Consider the following 16,543-nt stretch of genomic DNA (forward strand, 5'->3'; position numbering starts at 1 on the left):
ACGAAGAGAGAAGAAGAGCATGACAGACATTGCCACCGCTCAGGACCCGGCAAGCGAGGTGAAGGCCGCCACAATCGGCCGCGTCTCCCGCGTCACCGGTCCGGTTGTTGACATCGAGTTCCCGCACGACGCGATTCCCGGTATCTACAACGCGCTGAAGACCACGGTCACCATGGGGGGCCAGACATCCACGCTGACCCTTGAGGTTGCCCAGCACCTCGGCGATGACGTCGTTCGTGCCATCGCACTGAACCCGACCGACGGACTCGTCCGCGGCCAGGAAGTGACTGACACCGGCGAGCCGATCACGGTTCCCGTCGGCGATGTCACCAAGGGCAAGGTGTTCAACGTCATTGGTGAGGTTCTCAACTCCGCCCCCGGCGAGCAGATCGAGATCACCGAGCGCTGGCCGATCCACCGCAAACCACCGGCATTCGACCAGCTTGAGTCGAAGACCGAGCTCTTCGAGACCGGCATCAAGTCGATCGACCTCCTCACCCCGTACGTGCAGGGTGGAAAGATCGGTCTGTTCGGTGGTGCAGGTGTCGGTAAGACGGTCCTCATCCAGGAAATGATCCAGCGCGTTGCGCAGGACCACGGTGGTGTGTCGGTGTTCGCCGGTGTCGGTGAGCGTACCCGTGAAGGTAACGACCTCATCTTCGAAATGGAAGAAGCAGGCGTCTTCGACAAGACCGCTCTTGTCTTCGGCCAGATGGACGAGCCGCCGGGAACGCGACTGCGCGTCGCCCTCTCGGCACTGACCATGGCTGAGTACTTCCGCGACGTGCAGAAGCAGGACGTGCTGTTGTTCATCGACAACATCTTCCGCTTCACGCAGGCCGGTTCAGAGGTCTCCACCCTCCTCGGACGTATGCCGTCCGCTGTGGGATACCAGCCGAACCTCGCCGACGAGATGGGTATCCTCCAGGAGCGCATCACCTCGACCCGTGGCCACTCGATCACGTCGCTGCAGGCAATTTACGTTCCTGCTGACGACTACACCGACCCGGCTCCGGCGACGACGTTCGCGCACCTCGACGCCACAACAGAACTGTCTCGTGAGATCGCGTCGAAGGGCCTGTACCCGGCTATCGACCCGCTGACCTCCACCAGCCGGATCCTCGACCCGCGCTACATCGGTGATGACCACTACAACACCGCTGTTCGCGTCAAGGCGATTCTGCAGAAGAACAAGGAACTCCAGGAGATCATCGCGATCCTCGGCGTCGACGAGCTGAGCGAAGAAGACAAGATCACGGTCGCCCGTGCACGTCGCATCCAGCAGTTCCTCTCGCAGAACACCTACATGGCGAAGAAGTTCACCGGTGTCGAAGGTTCCACGGTTCCGCTCAAGGAGACCATCGAGTCCTTCTCGGCGATCGCCAACGGTGACTTCGACCACGTCGCTGAGCAGGCGTTCTTCAACGTCGGTGGCATCAACGACGTCGAAGAGGCATGGGCACGTATCCAGAAGGAGAACGGCTAGTCATGGCTTCGCTCAAGGTCAGTGTCGTCGGGGCAGATCAGGAAGTGTGGTCTGGTACCGCCTCCATGGTCGTCGCCCGGACCATCGAAGGGGAGATCGGTATTCTTCCCGGCCACGAGCCCATGCTTGCCATCCTCGGTGACGGTGAAGTCCGCGTCACCGCCGAAGACGGAACCAAGCTGACGGCCACGGCCGCCGACGGTTTCCTCTCGGTCGAGAACGACACCGTCACGATCGTCGCTGGCAACGCCAGCCTCGTCAAGTAATTCCGCCGCAAGGCTCCGCAACGCCCCGTGCTGATACTGCTCCCTCCGTCTGAGACGAAGAGGGCAGGCGGCACGGGGCGTTCGCTGTCTCTCGACAGTCTGCGATATCCAGCGCTCACCGAGGCCCGCCGCGTTCTTGCCGATGACGTCGTTACGCTGTCGAACGATGCGGATGCCTCGATCGCGGCCCTCAAACTCGGCCCGAAGCAGCATGGCGAGGTCGAAATCAATCGGCTGCTGTGGGACTCTCCCACGCTTCCCGCGCTCGACAGGTACACCGGGGTGCTGTTCGATGCTCTCGACGCCGCCTCCCTCAGCCCCAGTGCCCGTGCTTTCGCGGGCGAGCACCTTGTGATCCATGCTGCGTTGTTCGGTCCGGTCGGCGCCCTCGATCCGATCCCGGCGTACCGGCTCTCGCACGATTCGCGGGTGCCTGGGCGCCCGCTCAAACGGCACTGGCGGAGCGCCGTCGAGCAGTGCCTCGCCGAGCACATCGGACTCGTCCTCGACCTGCGCTCCGAAGCCTATATCGCCCTCGGGCCGGCGCCCGAGGGAGCGCACTTTCTCCGCGTACTCACCGAGGGAGCCGGCGGCGCGAGGCGCGCGCTCAACCACTTCAACAAGAAGGCCAAGGGTGAATTCGCTCGCGCTCTGATCGAGTCCGAAAGCGACTTCACCACGGCCGGCCAGCTGCTGGACTGGGCGAGCGGCGTCGGGATCCGGATCGAGCGGCAGCCGGACTCGACAGACCTGGCGCTTCTGGTTTGAAGCTCACGCGTTCGCACGCCAGCAGCCGACGACGTGGTCGTCGACCAGACCCGCCGATTGCATCAGCGCGTACATCGTCGTCGGGCCGACGAAACGATAGCCGCGACGGCGGAGCTCCACGCTCAGCGCCGTGGACTCCGGTGTAATCGCAGGGATTTCTCCGAGGCTTCGCGGTCGCGGCCGCTCAGCCGTCGGAGCAAAACGCCAGAGCAGGTCGGAGAGGCTCTCGTCCAGGTCCCGCGTCACGCGCGCGTTCGAGATCACGGCGCGGATCTTGCCCCGATGACGGATGATCGAGGGATCCGACGCCAGCCGTTCGACGTCGTCCTCGGTCATCGCGGCGACCGTGTCGATATCGAAGTTCGCGAACGCCTGCCTGAATGCCGGCCGCCGTTTGAGGATGGTGATCCACGACAAACCGGCCTGAAACCCTTCGAGACTGATCTTCTCGAACACGGCGCGGTCGCCGAGGAGCGGGATTCCCCACTCTTCGTCGTGATAGCGCTGGTATTCGGGATCTGAGCCGACCCACCCGCAGCGAGGCGTGGCATCCGCTCCTTCGACGATGGAGGAGATAACGGCCACGGCGGATCCTTCGGTGTGAGGGCGGTCGTCGTCAGAATAGCGGATGCTGCGTCAGCGGTACGACACCGATTCGTGGTCGAGAAGCCACTGTTTCGTCGAGACCCCGTTGCCCTGGCTGTAGCCGACGATCCGGCCGGCGCTGTTGAGAACGCGATGGCAGGGGATGAACAGGGGAACCGGGTTGGCCCGAACGGCACCGCCCGTCGCCCGCCCGGCGATCCCGAGGCCCGCCTGATGACCGAGGAGACCGTACGTGGTCGACGTTCCGTACTCAACCTCGCTGAGTGCGGACCAGACCTTGCGCTGGAACGGTGTGCCTTCGACGTGCACCGGAAGGTCGAACCGACGCCGGGTACCGGCGAAGTACTCGGACAGCTGTTCCGCCGCCCTCACGAGCAGGTCGGTCGAGCTCTCGCGGTAGCCATCACGGGGGAGCGCGCCCTCGTTCTCGATGCTCAGTCCGGTGATCGAGAGGCCATCGCTGCGCACCTCGATCCGGCCGATCGGGCTGGGAAGACGGATGAGGCCGACCGGACGGTCGAACAGGGTGGGCTGGGGTTCTGGAGTGAGGGTTCGCGGGGTCATGCCGTCGACGGTAGGGCGGAGAAGTTCCCCGCTCCCGAGCGGACGGCCGTCTGTGGAGCGTGCCTCGCGTCATCCGTGCTGTGGGGGAGTCGCCGCGCTAGCCTTGGACCATGGCAACCATCGAATACCGCACCCTCGGCTCCAGCGGCCTCCGCGTCTCGACGATCGGACTCGGCTGCAACAATTTCGGCCGGCTCGGCACGGCCAGCGAGACGCAGAAAGGGACGGATGCCGTCATCTCGGCTGCTCTCGACGCCGGCGTGACCCTGCTCGACACGGCAGACATGTACGGCAAGGAGCCGGGGCTCAGCGAGACGCTCATGGGCAACGCCCTGCGCGGCCGCCGCGACGAGGTGGTCCTTGCGACGAAGTTCGGACACTCCGGCGCGGACGTCGGGCTGGAGGGCTGGGGCGCCAAGGGGTCACGGCGCTACGTCCGGCTCGCTGTTGAAGCGTCGCTGCGACGCCTGCAGACCGACTGGATCGACCTGTACCAGTTGCACACACCAGACCCGATCACGCCGATCGAAGAGACACTTTCCGTTCTCGACGATCTGATCCGTGAGGGCAAGGTGCGGTACATCGGGCACTCCAACCTCGCCGGCTGGCAGATCGCCGAAGCCGAACTCACCGCTGAGCTTCGCGGGCACTCCAAGTTCATTTCGGCGCAGAACGAGTTCAGCTTGCTCGTGCGCGACGCCGAGCAGGAGGTGCTCCCGGCCGTGCGCCACTTCGGCCTCGGTTTCCTGCCGTACTTTCCGCTCTACAACGGATTGTTCACCGGAAAGTTCAGCCGCGACGGCGGGCCGGCCGAGTCGCGCATCATGCGCCAGCGGAGCCACCTGCTCGAGAACGCGCCGTGGGACCGGATCGAAGCGTTCCAGTCCTTCGCCGACGAGCGCGGGGTGACCATGCTCCAGGCCACGTTCGCCTGGCTGCTCGCCCAGCCGAACCTCACAAGTGTCATCGCGGGCGCGACCAGCCCCGAGCAGATCGAACAGAACGCGGATGCCGCCACCGCGTGGCATCCGTCGGCTGAAGACGTCGAGGCCATCACGGCACTCTTCGCGCCGGCCGACGACGAGTAGCCCCCGAGCCGCACGTTTTCACCCGTTGCGGACGAAAGCACCCGGTACCCCGGATGTTCTCGACCGCAACGGGTGATTTCGTGGAGCACGACTCGGCCCGAGGGGTCGGCAGCGGCGCTGGCTCGACTATGCTCGCGGACAGGGAACTATGCTCGCTCAACTCACCGGACGCTATCTGAAGCCGCACTGGCGGCTTCTCGTCGGCGTCATCGTCTTCCAGCTCGCTCAGTCGATCGCGTCGCTGTACCTGCCCACCCTCAACGCCGACATCATCGACAAGGGTGTCGCCGTCGGCGATACCGAGTACATTCTGCGGGTCGGCATGGTCATGCTCGGCATCACGCTCGTGCAGGTGCTGTGCGCGATCACCGCGGTCTACTTCGGCGCGAAAGCCGCCATGGCGCTTGGCCGGGATCTCCGTCAGGCCGTCTTCGACCGGGTCTCGGTGTTCTCTGAACGCGAGGTGTCGTCGTTCGGGGCACCGTCGCTCATCACCCGCAGCACGAACGATGTGCAGCAGGTGCAGATGCTCGTGCTCACCACGTGCACCCTCATGGTCTCTGCGCCGATCCTTGCGATCGGCGGCGTTGTGCTCGCGCTCGGACTCGACCTGCAGCTGTCCTGGCTGATGGCGGTCGCGATCCCGGTGCTGCTGATTGCGGTCGGGCTCATCATCGTCCGGATGGTGCCGCTGTTCCAGTCCATGCAGCGGCGGATCGACCGCGTCAACCGCGTCCTGCGGGAGCAGCTCACCGGCATCCGTGTCGTGCGCGCTTTCGTCCGGGAGGACATCGAGACCGCGCGGTTCGCGAAGGCCAACGCTGAGCTGACGGATGTCGGGCTGCGCACCGGTCGTCTGATGGCGATCATGTTCCCGATCGTCATGCTCGTTCTCAACGTCTCGAGCATTGCCGTGCTCTGGTTCGGCGCCTTCCGGGTGGAGGAGGGCTCGATGCAGGTCGGCACGGTGATGGCGTTCCTGCAGTACCTGATGCAGATCCTCATGGCCGTCATGATGGCGACGTTCATGGCGGTGATGATCCCGCGCGCTGCGGTCAGCGCCGATCGCATTGGCGAGGTGCTCTCGACCGAGTCGTCCGTGCGCCAGCCGGAGAATCCCGTGACGACACTCGACACCACTGGAAGCGTCGCCTTCGAGGGCGTCTCGTTCTCGTACCCCGGCGCCGACCAGCCCGTGCTCCGCGACCTCTCGTTCCGCATCGCGCCGGGGTCGACGACCGCCATCATCGGATCGACCGGGTCTGGCAAGACGACGCTCGTCAACCTGCTGCCCCGGCTGTTCGACGCGACGGCCGGCCGGGTGCTCGTCGACGGTGTCTGGGTGAGTGAAACCGACCAGGACCTGCTCTGGTCGAAGATCGGAATCGTTCCACAGAAGCCATACCTGTTCACCGGAACGGTGGCGTCGAACCTGCGTTACGGCAAACCGTCTGCGACCGACGAGGAGCTGTGGCGCGCGCTCGACATCGCCCAGGCGAAGGACTTCGTCGAAGAGCTGCCTGACGGACTCGAGTCCGCGGTCAGCCAGGGCGGCACGAACCTGTCCGGCGGTCAGCGGCAACGACTCGCGATCGCACGGGCGCTCGTGAAGCAGCCGGAGATCTATGTATTCGACGACTCGTTCTCGGCGCTCGACCTGGCGACGGATGCCCGCCTCCGGGCCGCTCTCGCCCGCGACGTTTCCGGGGCGACCCTGATCATCGTCGCCCAGCGTGTGTCGTCGATACTCTCCGCCGACCAGATCCTCGTCCTCGAAGACGGGGCGATCGTCGGCATCGGGACCCACGACGAGCTCCTTGAGAGCTCGGACACCTACCGCGAGATCGTCGAATCCCAGCTCACCGTGGAGGAGGCGACATGAGCGACACCGACACGGAAGTAGAGGACCGGCCGACGGTTCCCGCTCGCCCCCCGCGCGGCGGCGGACCCTGGGCGGGCGCGGGCATGCCCGTCGAGAAATCGATGAACTTCGTCCCGAGCGCCAAACGCTTGCTCACGCGACTGAAGCCGGAGTGGTTCCCGCTGTCGATCGTCACGCTGCTCGCCATTCTCAGCGTCGGCCTCACGGTGATCGGGCCGAAGATCCTCGGCGAGGCGACCAACATCATCTTCGAGGGGGCAATCTCCCAGAACCTCCCGACCGGCTTGACGCAAGAACAGATCGTCGACGGTCTCCGTGCGCAGGGGGAGACCGACCGCTCGAACATGCTCGAGTCGATGAACCTCAGGCCGGGCGAGGGCATCGACTTCGCGGCGCTGTCCGGTGTGCTGCTGCTTGTTCTCGCGATCTACGGGTTCGCGTTCCTCTTCGGCTGGATCCAGGCACTCGTTCTCAACGGTGTCGTGCAGCGCACGATGTACCGGCTCCGCGAAGACGTCGAGACGAAGGTCAACCGGCTCCCGCTCTCCTTCTTCGACCGGATGCCACGGGGCGAGCTTCTCAGCCGGGTCACGAACGACATCGACAACATCTCTCAAACCCTCCAGCAGACCCTGAGCCAGATTCTCGTTTCCCTGCTGAGCGTGATCGGCGTGCTCGCGATGATGTTCTCGATCTCACCTCTTCTCGCCGGCATCGCGCTCGTCACCATCCCGCTGACCGTCCTCATCACGACGGTGATCGCGAAGCGCTCGCAAAAGAAGTTCGTGGACCAGTGGGCACACACGGGCGAGCTCAACGCGCAAATCGAAGAGATGTACACCGGGCACGCGATCGTCAAGGTGTTCGGGCGCTCGCGGGAGGTCAGCTCACGGTTCCGCGCCAAGAACGACGAGTTGTTCCAGGCGAGCTTCGGCGCACAGTTCATCTCGGGCATCATCATGCCGTCGATGATGTTCGTCGGGAACCTTGTCTATGTCGCCATCGCCGTGGTCGGCGGACTGCAGGTCGCAACGGGGGCACTGAGCCTCGGCAGTGTTCAAGCCTTCATCCAGTACTCCCGCCAGTTCACCCAGCCACTCACCCAGCTTGGCTCGATGGCTAATCTGCTCCAGTCGGGCGTGGCATCCGCTGAGCGCGTGTTCGAACTCTTCGACGCCGACGAGCAATCGCCGGACCCGAAAGATCCGGCCACCTCGGATGCCGGTGCGGGCAGGCTCGTCTTCGACGGCGTCTCGTTCAGCTATTCGCCAGACAAACCGCTGATCTCGAATCTCGATCTGGTGGCCGAGCCCGGCAACACGGTCGCGATCGTGGGACCGACGGGCGCCGGGAAAACAACTCTCGTGAACCTCATCCTCCGGTTCTACGAGCTCGACGCCGGGCGCATCACCCTCGACGGCGTCGACATCTCGCGAATGACCAGACTCGACCTCCGCAGTCGGGTCGGCATGGTTCTCCAGGACACCTGGCTGTTCGGCGGGACCATCCGCGACAACATCGCGTACGGCCGGCCGGATGCCACGGAAGAGGAAATCCTCGAGGCAGCTCGCGCGACGTACGTCGACCGCTTCGTGCACTCCCTCCCGGACGGATACGACACGGTCCTCGACGACGAGGCGTCCAACGTCTCAGCGGGGGAGAAGCAGCTCCTGACGATCGCGCGAGCGTTCCTCGCCCGGCCGAGCGTGCTCATCCTCGACGAGGCGACGAGTTCCGTCGATACCCGCACCGAACTCCTGGTGCAGAAGGCCATGTCGACGCTCCGTCAGGACCGCACCAGTTTCGTCATTGCGCACCGGTTGTCGACCATCCGCGACGCCGACCTGATCCTCGTGATGGAATCCGGGCAGATCGTGGAGCAGGGCAGCCACGAAGCTCTGCTCGCGCAAGGTGGGGCGTACTACAACCTCTACAACTCACAATTCGCGGCGCCGGTGAGCGACGCGGACTGAGATTCCACAGGCGGATGTCGGTGAGCCGGTTATCCACATCACGACGGCTTTCCGGCACGCCCGGTGCACCGGGGCAAGACTTCCGGCATGACCACCATCATCAAGGCCACCGACGCCAGTGATTTTCTCGCCCTCGTGCCGCATCTCGTCGGTTTCCCGCCACGCGACAGCATTGTGCTCGTCGTCTTCCGCGGCAACCGGACCTGCGGAGCCCTGAGACTCGATCTCCCCAAACCCTCCACGACACCCGTCGTTCGCCGTCGAATTGCGACGACGATGATCGGAATGGCGTGCCGTATCCAGGACGCCGATGCGATCGTGCCCGTCGTGTACACGGACGAGGCGTTCTCCTCCGGTCCCTCGATGCCGCATCGGGCGGACATCCGCGCCATTCTGAGCCGCGCGCGGTACTCCGGCTTCCTCGTCCGTGATGCGCTGTGTGTCGCGACGGATGCCTGGGGCAGTTATCTCGACGACGCCTGCCCTGCTCGAGGCCGACCGCTGGGACGGATCGCGGCGTCTCCCACCCTCGGCGCGCTTCACGAGGCACGACCCGCTCGTGCCCTTGTCGACGTCGCCGCCGAATCACAACTGCCTGTTCCGGATTCCGGGAGCAGCGAACGGACGGCGAAGAAGTACCTTGCGCTCGCGGCGCTCCGGCACTCACCGGAACTCGGCCCGGCGGTCTTCTTCGACCACGACTTCTCCGGTGACATCGTGGGGTTCGCCGATGCATTGCTTGACCTCGGCGATGCGCCCGTCATTCCCCGGGATGCCGCGTTGCTGGCATTCCTCGCCCAGGCGCCGACGGTGCGCGATGAAATCCTGCTCACGTGGGCGTGGGGTGCCGAGTTCGGTGAGCGAGTGGGTGAGATGAACGCCCGTCATCAGGCGGGTGAGGACATCAGTTCGCTCCCCGGCGCGCTGGCGCTCGGCGGGTTCGACATGCCCCGCCCTGATGTCGCGCGGTTGAGGGCGGCGATCGGGGTGTTGCGTTACACAGCACCGAGACTGCCACGAGAGGCGCAGCCTCCGCTGCTCACGATGCTCGCGTGGGCTCACTGGGCGCTCGGGGCAGGAACAATAGCCGCACGGTGGGTTGATCAAGCCCGCGAACTCGATCCTGCGTATTCTCTGGCGGAGCTTCTGGACTCGATGTTGCAGTCCGGGAGGCTGCCTGACTGGGCATGGGATGTGCCCCCTGGCGTCACCGAGGGTGCTGCGATCGACGGCGAGCGGTAGGCCGCGGTCACTGGGCGCCGCGGCGCCCGGTATTATCGACGCAGGCTTCATCTCCGTGAGGCCTCGAGAGGATGAGTGCGTGACTGCCATCGACGTGAGCACCGGTTCCCGGATCGTCGACGTGCCCGGCACACACCCATTGGCCCTGACCTGGGCTGCAGCAACCGACACCGGCCGCAAACGCCAGGTCAACCAGGACGCCCTGATCGTCGATTACCCGATCTTCGCCGTTGCTGACGGGATGGGTGGCCATGACGCCGGAGAAGTCGCCAGCGCTGCCGTTATCGCGCGGTTGTCTGAGCGGGTCGCGTCGGGCGAGATCGTCGATCGCGGCGCTGTCGAAACCGCTCTGCGTTCAGCGGTGGACGACATGTTCGAACAGGTCGGCAAATCGGACCTCGGCACCGGAACGACGGTGACCGGCATCGTTTTCGGATTCTCCGGTGAAGACGGCAGCGTTCCCGCGTGGACCGTCTTCAACATCGGCGACTCGCGGGTGTACCGCCTGCTCGGAGACGAACTGATCCAGGTCACGCTCGATCACTCCGTCGTCCAGGAACTCATCTCGATCGGGGCGATCACCCCGGATGAAGCAGAATCACACCCCCACGGCAACGTCATCACCCGTGCGGTCGGTTTCACCGACGATCCGCTGCCGGATTACACCGACGTTCCCTCGACGGATCGGGCGCGCTGGCTGGTCTGCTCTGACGGCCTGACCAAGGAACTGACCGACTTCGGTCTGCGGCACTTCCTCATGCAGAGCAGCACCCCGGAGGAAGCCGTCCGGGGACTCGTCGGAGCAGCGCTCGAGAACGGCGGGCGCGACAATGTCAGTGTCATCGTGCTCGACGAACTCCTGCTCGACGAAACGGGCAGCGCCGCCGTTACCGGCTGACGAGGTCTCCTCCACAGCGGAGCGGGCCCATTGCGGATCCCACCACGCATCCGGCACGCTCGAGCGGCGGACTCGTACCTGCTCTCCTTGACGGATGCAGGTACCTCCGGATGAACCGATCACCGTTCCGCCGCGGCCGGAACCGATTCGCCCGTCACCGTTCCCGGTCGTCGCGAGCATCGCCCCGGTGGTCGCGGCCGTCGTCATCTGGGCGCTGACCCGGTCACCGTTCGTCCTGATCTTCGCCGCTCTCGGCCCGATCATCGCGGTAGCGAGCGTCGTCGACAACCGGTGGTCCGGCAGGCGGCGACTCCGCACGGACACCGCAGGATGGCTGGCAGAAATCGATCGTCTGAACACCGACGTCGACACGCGCCACGCCGCCGAACAGAAGTCCCGGTGTTCGACGTCGACGAGCGCAAGACGGATCCTCGACACACCGGATGCTCCGACGATCGGATTCGGCAGGTGGCGCGTCCCCGCCGCCCGCCAGAAGAGCGTCGTCGTGGGTCGGGGCGCTCAGCCCAGCGCGCTGCGGGTCGACGGACCACAAGGGCCCGAGACTGCCCGGCTGAAGGCACGCGCCCGGCTTGTCCCGGACGTCCCTGTCGAGGTCGACGCCGGCGGAGGAATCGGGCTCGTCGGACCTCCATTACTCGCCAGCGCGATCGCCCGCGGTCTGCTGGTGCAGCTGTGCTCCGCGTCGAGTCCCGACGCGCTCGCCGTGCTTGAGCTTCCCTCCGGCTGGGACTGGGCGGATGCCCTCCCGCACCGCCGCTCTCGCGCGGCGGCGGCATCCGTCGCGGTGGTCGAGTCCGCGCCGGCCGCGGGGCCGTTGCCTCCCGCCGACGCGCTCCTCGTGCTCGCGGAACGACTGGACCGGATCCCGACACGATGTTCGAGCGTGATCGAACTCACCGGGGTGACGACGGCGGTTCTTCACCGAACCGGTACCACCGGGCTCGCCGAGCCCCTCGACCTGCACGTTGAACTCATCTCGGTAGCGGAGGCCGGGGCTTTCGCCCGCATGCTCGAAGGGCACGCTTCGCGCCTCGGTGATGGCGACACGGGTGCGTTACCCGCCGTCGTCGGGTTCGCCGAGATGGCGGTCGCAGCACCACCACCCCGGCCGTCCGGCTCGCTCTCGGCCGTGATCGGCTCGAGCAGCGGAGGCCCGGTCTGCGTCGATATCGTCACGGACGGTCCTCACGCCATCGTCGGTGGAACCACGGGGAGTGGCAAGAGCGAACTCCTGGTCACCTGGGCCACGAGCCTGGCGGAGCGATACCCACCCGAGGTGGTTACCCTGCTCCTCGTCGACTTCAAGGGAGGTGCGGCGTTCGCTCCGCTCCTCGGGCTACCGCATGTCGTCGGCGTGCTCACCGACCTCGACGGCGGATCTGCGATCCGCGCGCTTGACAGCCTCCGTGCCGAAGTCCGATACCGGGAACGGATGCTCCGCGACCTCGGAGTGCGTGATATCGCACAGGCGCAGGCGCAGGCGCTCGCCCGGCTCGTCATTGTCGTCGACGAGTTTGCCGCGATGCTCGACGGCTTTCCTGAACTGCATGCGCTCTTCGTCGACATTGCTGCGAGAGGCCGATCGCTCGGTCTTCATCTGATCCTGTGCACCCAACGGCCGGCCGGTGTGGTGAAGGACTCGCTCCTCGCGAACTGCGGATTGCGGATGTCGCTTCGGGTGAACAACCGGGCCGACAGCATCGCGATCCTCGCAACGGATGCCGCGGTGATGCTCCCGGCATCCATCCCCGGTCGTCTCGTCCTCGCCACAGGTGCAACGCCCGTCACCCTGCAGGTGGCGACGGCGACGGAAACCGACATCGCCCGTGCAGCGGGAGCATGGCGTTCGGTTGCTGAGGTGCGACGGCCGTGGCTCGAACCGCTGCCGCCGTGGGTGGAGCGGTCGAGTCTGGGGGAGCCGGCCGACGACATCCGTCTCGGTCTGGCGGACCTGCCCACGGAGCAGCGGCAGGAGACCGTGTGCTGGGACCCGGTCGCCGACGGCAGCATGCTCGTCATCGGTATGGCCCAGACCGGTAAAACGACGCTGCTCAACACGATCGAACGCGAGGCCACCCGGCTCGACCGGTGGGTCGTCGAGCGGATCGGCTCTGATGCCGAGCTGGCGTGGGATGTCGTGATGGCGCGGTCTGCTGCACTGTCGTCTTCGCACATCGATGGCCCGCCGGTGCTGATTCTGCTCGACGACCTCGATTCGCTCCTCGCGGGCATCGACCCGGAGGCGGCATCCGACCTGCGGGATGGCGTTGTCGCGCTGCTTCGGGACGGACCGCGCCGTGGCGTCCATCTGGCGATCACGCTCCAGAGGCTCGCCGGGCCGACCGCGATGCTCGGCGGGTTCGTCGGCTCGACCGTTCTGCTTGGCACGGCGAATCGCCAGGAACACATCCTCGCTGGCGGCAGCGCCGCCGGCTGGGTCGAGAGCAGACGGCCGGGCAGTGCGCTCTGGCGTGGCACGTCGGTGCAGCTGGCCGCTCCGGAACCGGCGCGACTCCCGGCGAAGCATGCTGCGAGCCGCACCGTGCGGCCGGTGCGGTGGGATGAACACCCTCTGACGCTCGTCGTCTCGAACGCCCCAAAGCGTCGCGCCGACGAGATCCTCATGTGGAACGCCACGCACCAGCCGGTCGGTGTCGCCGTGCTTGGCGACACCGCGTCAGGGCGATTGTCGATCGACCATGTTCGCGGTCGATCGGGCGGACCGGTCGCTCTCGTCGGGGATCCGGAGGAGTGGCAGGGTCAGTGGTCACTTCTGACGGCGCTGCGCCAGGACGCCGCCATCATCATCGACGGATGCACCGTGGCTGAGTTCCGTGCGATCACCAGGATCCGCACGCGGCCACCCCTGCTGTCGCGATTGCCCGGCAGAGCGTGGTTCGTGGAACCCGGCGGGGAGGTGACGCGAGTGAGCCTGGCTCCACCGCCGCGTTCCTAGACAGTTGCCGCCGTAACAGCCGTCGCCAGTTCCTCGTGGTCGAGCCCATGCGCGCGTGCGACGGGTTCGCTGTAGACGGCGCCGTGGTGGGTGTTGAGGCCGAGAGCGAGTGCAGGGTCCGCCGCGAGAGCATCCCGCCAGCCGGCCTTCGCGATCGCCCGCACGTAGGGGAGCGTCGCATTCGTCAGCGCGTAGGTGGACGTGTGCGGAACGGCGCCGGGCATGTTGCCGACGCAATAGAACACCGAGCCGTGCACGGTGAAGGTGGGGTCAGCGTGCGTCGTCGGGTGCGAGTCCTCGAAGCATCCACCCTGGTCGACGGAGATGTCGACGAGCACGCTGCCGGGCTGCATCGTCGCGACGAGCGCGTTGCTGACGAGCTTCGGGGTCTGTGCCCCCGCAATGAGCACTGAGCCGATGACGAGGTCCGCCGAAACCACCGAGTGTTCGATCTCGAACGCGTTGCTGGCGATCGTCTTGATCCGCCCGGCGTAGAGGGCGTCGAGTTCACGCAGCCTGGCGATGTTCGTGTCGAGAACGGTGACATCCGCTCCGAGGCCGACGGCGATCGCCGCAGCGTTGGTGCCCGCGACGCCACCGCCGAGCACCGTTACCCGGGCCGGAGAGGTTCCCGGGACGCCGGGGACGAGGAGGCCGGGGCCGCCGTTCGGCTTGAGCATGGTGTTCGCGCCCACGATTGTGGCGAGCCGCCCGGCGACCTCGCTCATTGGCGCGAGAAGCGGAAGAGACCGGTTCGGCAGCTGGACGGTCTCGTAGGCGATGGCGGTGATACCGGTGCGAACGAGCTCGCGGGTCAGCTCCGCTTCGGCGGCGAGGTGGAGGTAAGTGAACAGCACGAGTCCCTGGCGGAAGTACTGGTACTCCGACTCGATTGGCTCCTTCACCTTCAGCAGCAACTCGGCGCGAGCCCACGTCTCGGCAGCCGTCGGGAGAATCGTCGCCCCGGCGGAGAGGTACGCATCGTCGGGAATGGAGGATCCTTCGCCCGCGCCAGTCTCGATCAGGACCTCGTGACCATGGACGGTCAGTTCATGAACCCCGGCTGGAGTGATGGCGACGCGGTACTCGTTGTTCTTGACCTCGCGGGGAATGGCGACTCTCATGGTGCTCCTTCATCCGTGGCCGCCCCGGTTGGGAGCGGCACAAATCGGCAGGTCATCCACCCTTGTGGGAGTCCGACGACACTGTCAGGCGGGCGCGGTTGCCCAGAGCCAGCCTATCGAGATCAGGCGCGTTCGAGCAGGGGAGAGACGCGGATGTCGCCAACGACGGCGTCCCCGCCCTTCACCGAGAGGTTGAGGTCAGGCAGCACAGCGTCGACAGCGTCGCGATCAAGTGCTCCGGCATCTGCCAGCAGGGTCAGGCCGACGAGGGACGCGGCACGCAGGCTTCCATCGAGCATCTTGAGGGCGACGGTTGTCCCGTCTGGCGCCGCCATCACCATGACGCCTTCAGCACCGAGCTTCGCGAACACACCGAGCCGGTCGATGACGACGGTGTTCGCTCGCCCTGTGCCGTCGAGCGCCCAGCCGTTCTCGAGGACAGCGTGGCAGAGGATGCCGGCGTTGCGGTAGATCGCGAATGGTGACGTCGGCGACGAGGTGCGGATGCGGCCGATACCGCGGGCGAGCCCGGAGAGCGACAGCGCGTGGACGGGAGCACCACACCCGTCGATTCCGGTGTGAACCGGGCGTTCCCCGGTGAATCGCTCGACGACATCCCGAATGAGGACCTGCATCGGGTGGTCGTTCTCGAGGTAGGCCTCGATCGGCCAGCCGTTGGTCACGCACGCGAGGAGCATCGCGGCATGCTTGCCCGAGCAGTTCATGTAGATCGGGGATGCCGTGCCGTTGTCGCGGAGGAGTTCGTCGCGCGCGGCGGAGTCGGCGGGCCAGTCCGCCGGGCACTGCAGGGCGATCTCGGTCAGACCGGCCTGCGCGAGAATGCTCCGGACGACAGAGACATGGCGCTGGGTACCCGAGTGGCTAGCCGTCGCGAGAACGGCAGCGGCGCCGCGGAGTCCGACGCCGGCGTTCATCACGGCGATCGCCTGGAACGGCTTGAGCGTCGATCGTGCGAACACCGGAGCGGACGGGTCCCCGAGCGAGCGGAGAACATCGGCGTGCTGGTCGAGCACGATCGCAGAGCCGGAGTGCCGGGATTCGACGAAGCCGCTCCTGGTGACGATGGCGAGTTCGACGGCGCTCGCCGATGAGAAGGTTTCGACGGGGTCGGGTGCAGTAGTCACCGGTCAAGGGTAGCCCTGATCGCGGGCTCTGGTCGTGACAGACTGGGGCCATGTTGGGCGAACACGGGTACACGGTCGGCGTCGAATGGCGCGGAAACCGCGGAACGGGCACGAGCGGGTATCGGGACTACAGTCGTGAGCTCGTTGTGTCAGCCGCGGGGAAGCATCCGATTGAGGGATCCGCCGACAAACCGTTCCGCGGAGACCTGTCGCGCTGGAACCCGGAGGAACTGCTCCTCGCCGCGCTCGCCCAGTGCCACCTGCTGTCGTACCTGCACGTCGCCGTGACCGTCGGAGTCGTCGTCACCGCGTACGAGGATGATGCGCACGGCACCATGGTCGAAGACGGCAACAGTGGCGGAGCATTCACCGAGGTGATTCTTCGCCCCCGGGTCACCGTCGCGGACGGGTCAATGACGGATGCCGCGCTCGCGGCCCACAAACGCGCCAACGAATTGTGCTTCATCGCCCGGTCGGTGAACTTTCCGGTGCGTCACGAACCGGTGATCGTCGTCGCCTGAGCG

At 66.1% G+C, this 16,543-nt stretch carries 14 protein-coding genes; 10 read left to right on the top strand and 4 right to left on the bottom strand.

Annotated features, from left to right (window positions below; all coding sequences use genetic code 11):
* Positions 1-19: 19 nt before the first annotated feature.
* From atpD to ACWA1Q_RS04305, 3 genes are read left to right on the top strand one after another with little or no spacing between them, the layout of a single operon-like run.
* Complete coding sequence (gene atpD, locus ACWA1Q_RS04295) at positions 20-1,486, top strand: F0F1 ATP synthase subunit beta (protein ID WP_463759809.1); 1,467 nt, start codon at positions 20-22, stop codon at positions 1,484-1,486.
* A gap of 2 nt (positions 1,487-1,488) precedes the next feature.
* The gene (locus ACWA1Q_RS04300; RefSeq protein ID WP_463759811.1) at positions 1,489-1,752 is read left to right on the top strand and encodes a F0F1 ATP synthase subunit epsilon; all 264 of its coding nucleotides are present in this window, start codon (positions 1,489-1,491) and stop codon (positions 1,750-1,752) included.
* Between the two features lie 27 nt (positions 1,753-1,779).
* A complete protein-coding gene (locus tag ACWA1Q_RS04305; RefSeq protein WP_463759812.1) occupies positions 1,780-2,520 on the top strand; it encodes a YaaA family protein in 741 nt (246 codons plus the stop codon).
* Positions 2,521-2,523: 3 nt separating this feature from the next.
* Here ACWA1Q_RS04305 and ACWA1Q_RS04310 read toward each other — a convergent pair whose 3' ends face one another.
* Entirely contained in the window at positions 2,524-3,096 is a 573-nt protein-coding gene (locus tag ACWA1Q_RS04310; RefSeq protein WP_463760764.1) for a DNA-3-methyladenine glycosylase I, read from the bottom strand.
* Between the two features lie 60 nt (positions 3,097-3,156).
* Positions 3,157-3,690 carry a methylated-DNA--[protein]-cysteine S-methyltransferase gene (locus tag ACWA1Q_RS04315; protein ID WP_463759813.1) on the bottom strand — a complete coding sequence of 178 codons (534 nt, stop codon included), beginning with the start codon at positions 3,688-3,690 and terminating at the stop codon, positions 3,157-3,159.
* Positions 3,691-3,800: 110 nt separating this feature from the next.
* Here ACWA1Q_RS04315 and ACWA1Q_RS04320 point away from each other — a divergent pair, with 110 nt between their 5' ends.
* The 6 genes from ACWA1Q_RS04320 to ACWA1Q_RS04345 all read left to right on the top strand — a co-directional run bounded on the left by ACWA1Q_RS04320 (position 3,801) and on the right by ACWA1Q_RS04345 (position 13,750).
* Positions 3,801-4,778, top strand: a complete 978-nt coding sequence (locus tag ACWA1Q_RS04320) for an aldo/keto reductase (RefSeq protein ID WP_463759815.1) — start codon at positions 3,801-3,803, stop codon at positions 4,776-4,778.
* A gap of 148 nt (positions 4,779-4,926) precedes the next feature.
* Positions 4,927-6,660, top strand: coding sequence for an ABC transporter ATP-binding protein (locus ACWA1Q_RS04325; protein WP_463759816.1), 1,734 nt, complete (start codon positions 4,927-4,929; stop codon positions 6,658-6,660).
* Positions 6,657-8,633: an ABC transporter ATP-binding protein gene (locus tag ACWA1Q_RS04330; RefSeq protein WP_463759819.1), complete on the top strand. Its 1,977-nt coding sequence runs from the start codon at positions 6,657-6,659 to the stop codon at positions 8,631-8,633. The genes ACWA1Q_RS04325 and ACWA1Q_RS04330 overlap by 4 nt, the downstream gene beginning before the upstream one ends.
* Before the next feature lie 87 nt (positions 8,634-8,720).
* Positions 8,721-9,875, top strand: a complete 1,155-nt coding sequence (locus ACWA1Q_RS04335) for a DUF4192 family protein (RefSeq protein WP_463759820.1) — start codon at positions 8,721-8,723, stop codon at positions 9,873-9,875.
* 79 nt (positions 9,876-9,954) lie between these two features.
* Positions 9,955-10,773, top strand: a complete 819-nt coding sequence (locus ACWA1Q_RS04340) for a PP2C family protein-serine/threonine phosphatase (protein WP_463759822.1) — start codon at positions 9,955-9,957, stop codon at positions 10,771-10,773.
* A gap of 94 nt (positions 10,774-10,867) precedes the next feature.
* Positions 10,868-13,750, top strand: a complete 2,883-nt coding sequence (locus ACWA1Q_RS04345) for an FtsK/SpoIIIE domain-containing protein (protein WP_463759824.1) — start codon at positions 10,868-10,870, stop codon at positions 13,748-13,750.
* Here the strand turns inward: ACWA1Q_RS04345 and ald are convergent.
* Together ald and ACWA1Q_RS04355 are read right to left on the bottom strand one after the other, a co-directional pair.
* On the bottom strand, positions 13,747-14,874 hold the full coding sequence (gene ald / locus ACWA1Q_RS04350; protein ID WP_463759826.1) for an alanine dehydrogenase: 1,128 nt from the start codon (positions 14,872-14,874) through the stop codon (positions 13,747-13,749). The two genes, ACWA1Q_RS04345 and ald, sit on opposite strands and share 4 nt — an antisense overlap.
* A 122-nt stretch (positions 14,875-14,996) precedes the next feature.
* Complete coding sequence (locus ACWA1Q_RS04355; protein WP_463759827.1) at positions 14,997-16,019, bottom strand: asparaginase; 1,023 nt, start codon at positions 16,017-16,019, stop codon at positions 14,997-14,999.
* A gap of 50 nt (positions 16,020-16,069) precedes the next feature.
* Here ACWA1Q_RS04355 and ACWA1Q_RS04360 point away from each other — a divergent pair, with 50 nt between their 5' ends.
* Positions 16,070-16,540, top strand: a complete 471-nt coding sequence (locus ACWA1Q_RS04360; protein WP_463759828.1) for an OsmC family protein — start codon at positions 16,070-16,072, stop codon at positions 16,538-16,540.
* Positions 16,541-16,543: the final 3 nt, after the last annotated feature.

This window comes from Mycetocola sp. TRD_SC_2 (genome assembly GCF_055361225.1).

Bases quoted from the DNA above. Each gene is read 5' to 3' on its own strand.
- ACWA1Q_RS04360 (WP_463759828.1), top strand. From the start codon at position 16,070: ATGTTGGGCGAACACGGGTACACGGTCGGCGTCGAATGGCGCGGAAAC.
- ACWA1Q_RS04330 (WP_463759819.1), top strand. From the start codon at position 6,657: ATGAGCGACACCGACACGGAAGTAGAGGACCGGCCGACGGTTCCCGCT.
- ACWA1Q_RS04325 (WP_463759816.1), top strand. From the start codon at position 4,927: ATGCTCGCTCAACTCACCGGACGCTATCTGAAGCCGCACTGGCGGCTT.
- ald (WP_463759826.1), bottom strand. From the start codon at position 14,874: ATGAGAGTCGCCATTCCCCGCGAGGTCAAGAACAACGAGTACCGCGTC.
- ACWA1Q_RS04315 (WP_463759813.1), bottom strand. From the start codon at position 3,690: ATGACCCCGCGAACCCTCACTCCAGAACCCCAGCCCACCCTGTTCGAC.
- ACWA1Q_RS04345 (WP_463759824.1), top strand. From the start codon at position 10,868: ATGCAGGTACCTCCGGATGAACCGATCACCGTTCCGCCGCGGCCGGAA.
- ACWA1Q_RS04335 (WP_463759820.1), top strand. From the start codon at position 8,721: ATGACCACCATCATCAAGGCCACCGACGCCAGTGATTTTCTCGCCCTC.
- ACWA1Q_RS04320 (WP_463759815.1), top strand. From the start codon at position 3,801: ATGGCAACCATCGAATACCGCACCCTCGGCTCCAGCGGCCTCCGCGTC.
- ACWA1Q_RS04300 (WP_463759811.1), top strand. From the start codon at position 1,489: ATGGCTTCGCTCAAGGTCAGTGTCGTCGGGGCAGATCAGGAAGTGTGG.
- atpD (WP_463759809.1), top strand. From the start codon at position 20: ATGACAGACATTGCCACCGCTCAGGACCCGGCAAGCGAGGTGAAGGCC.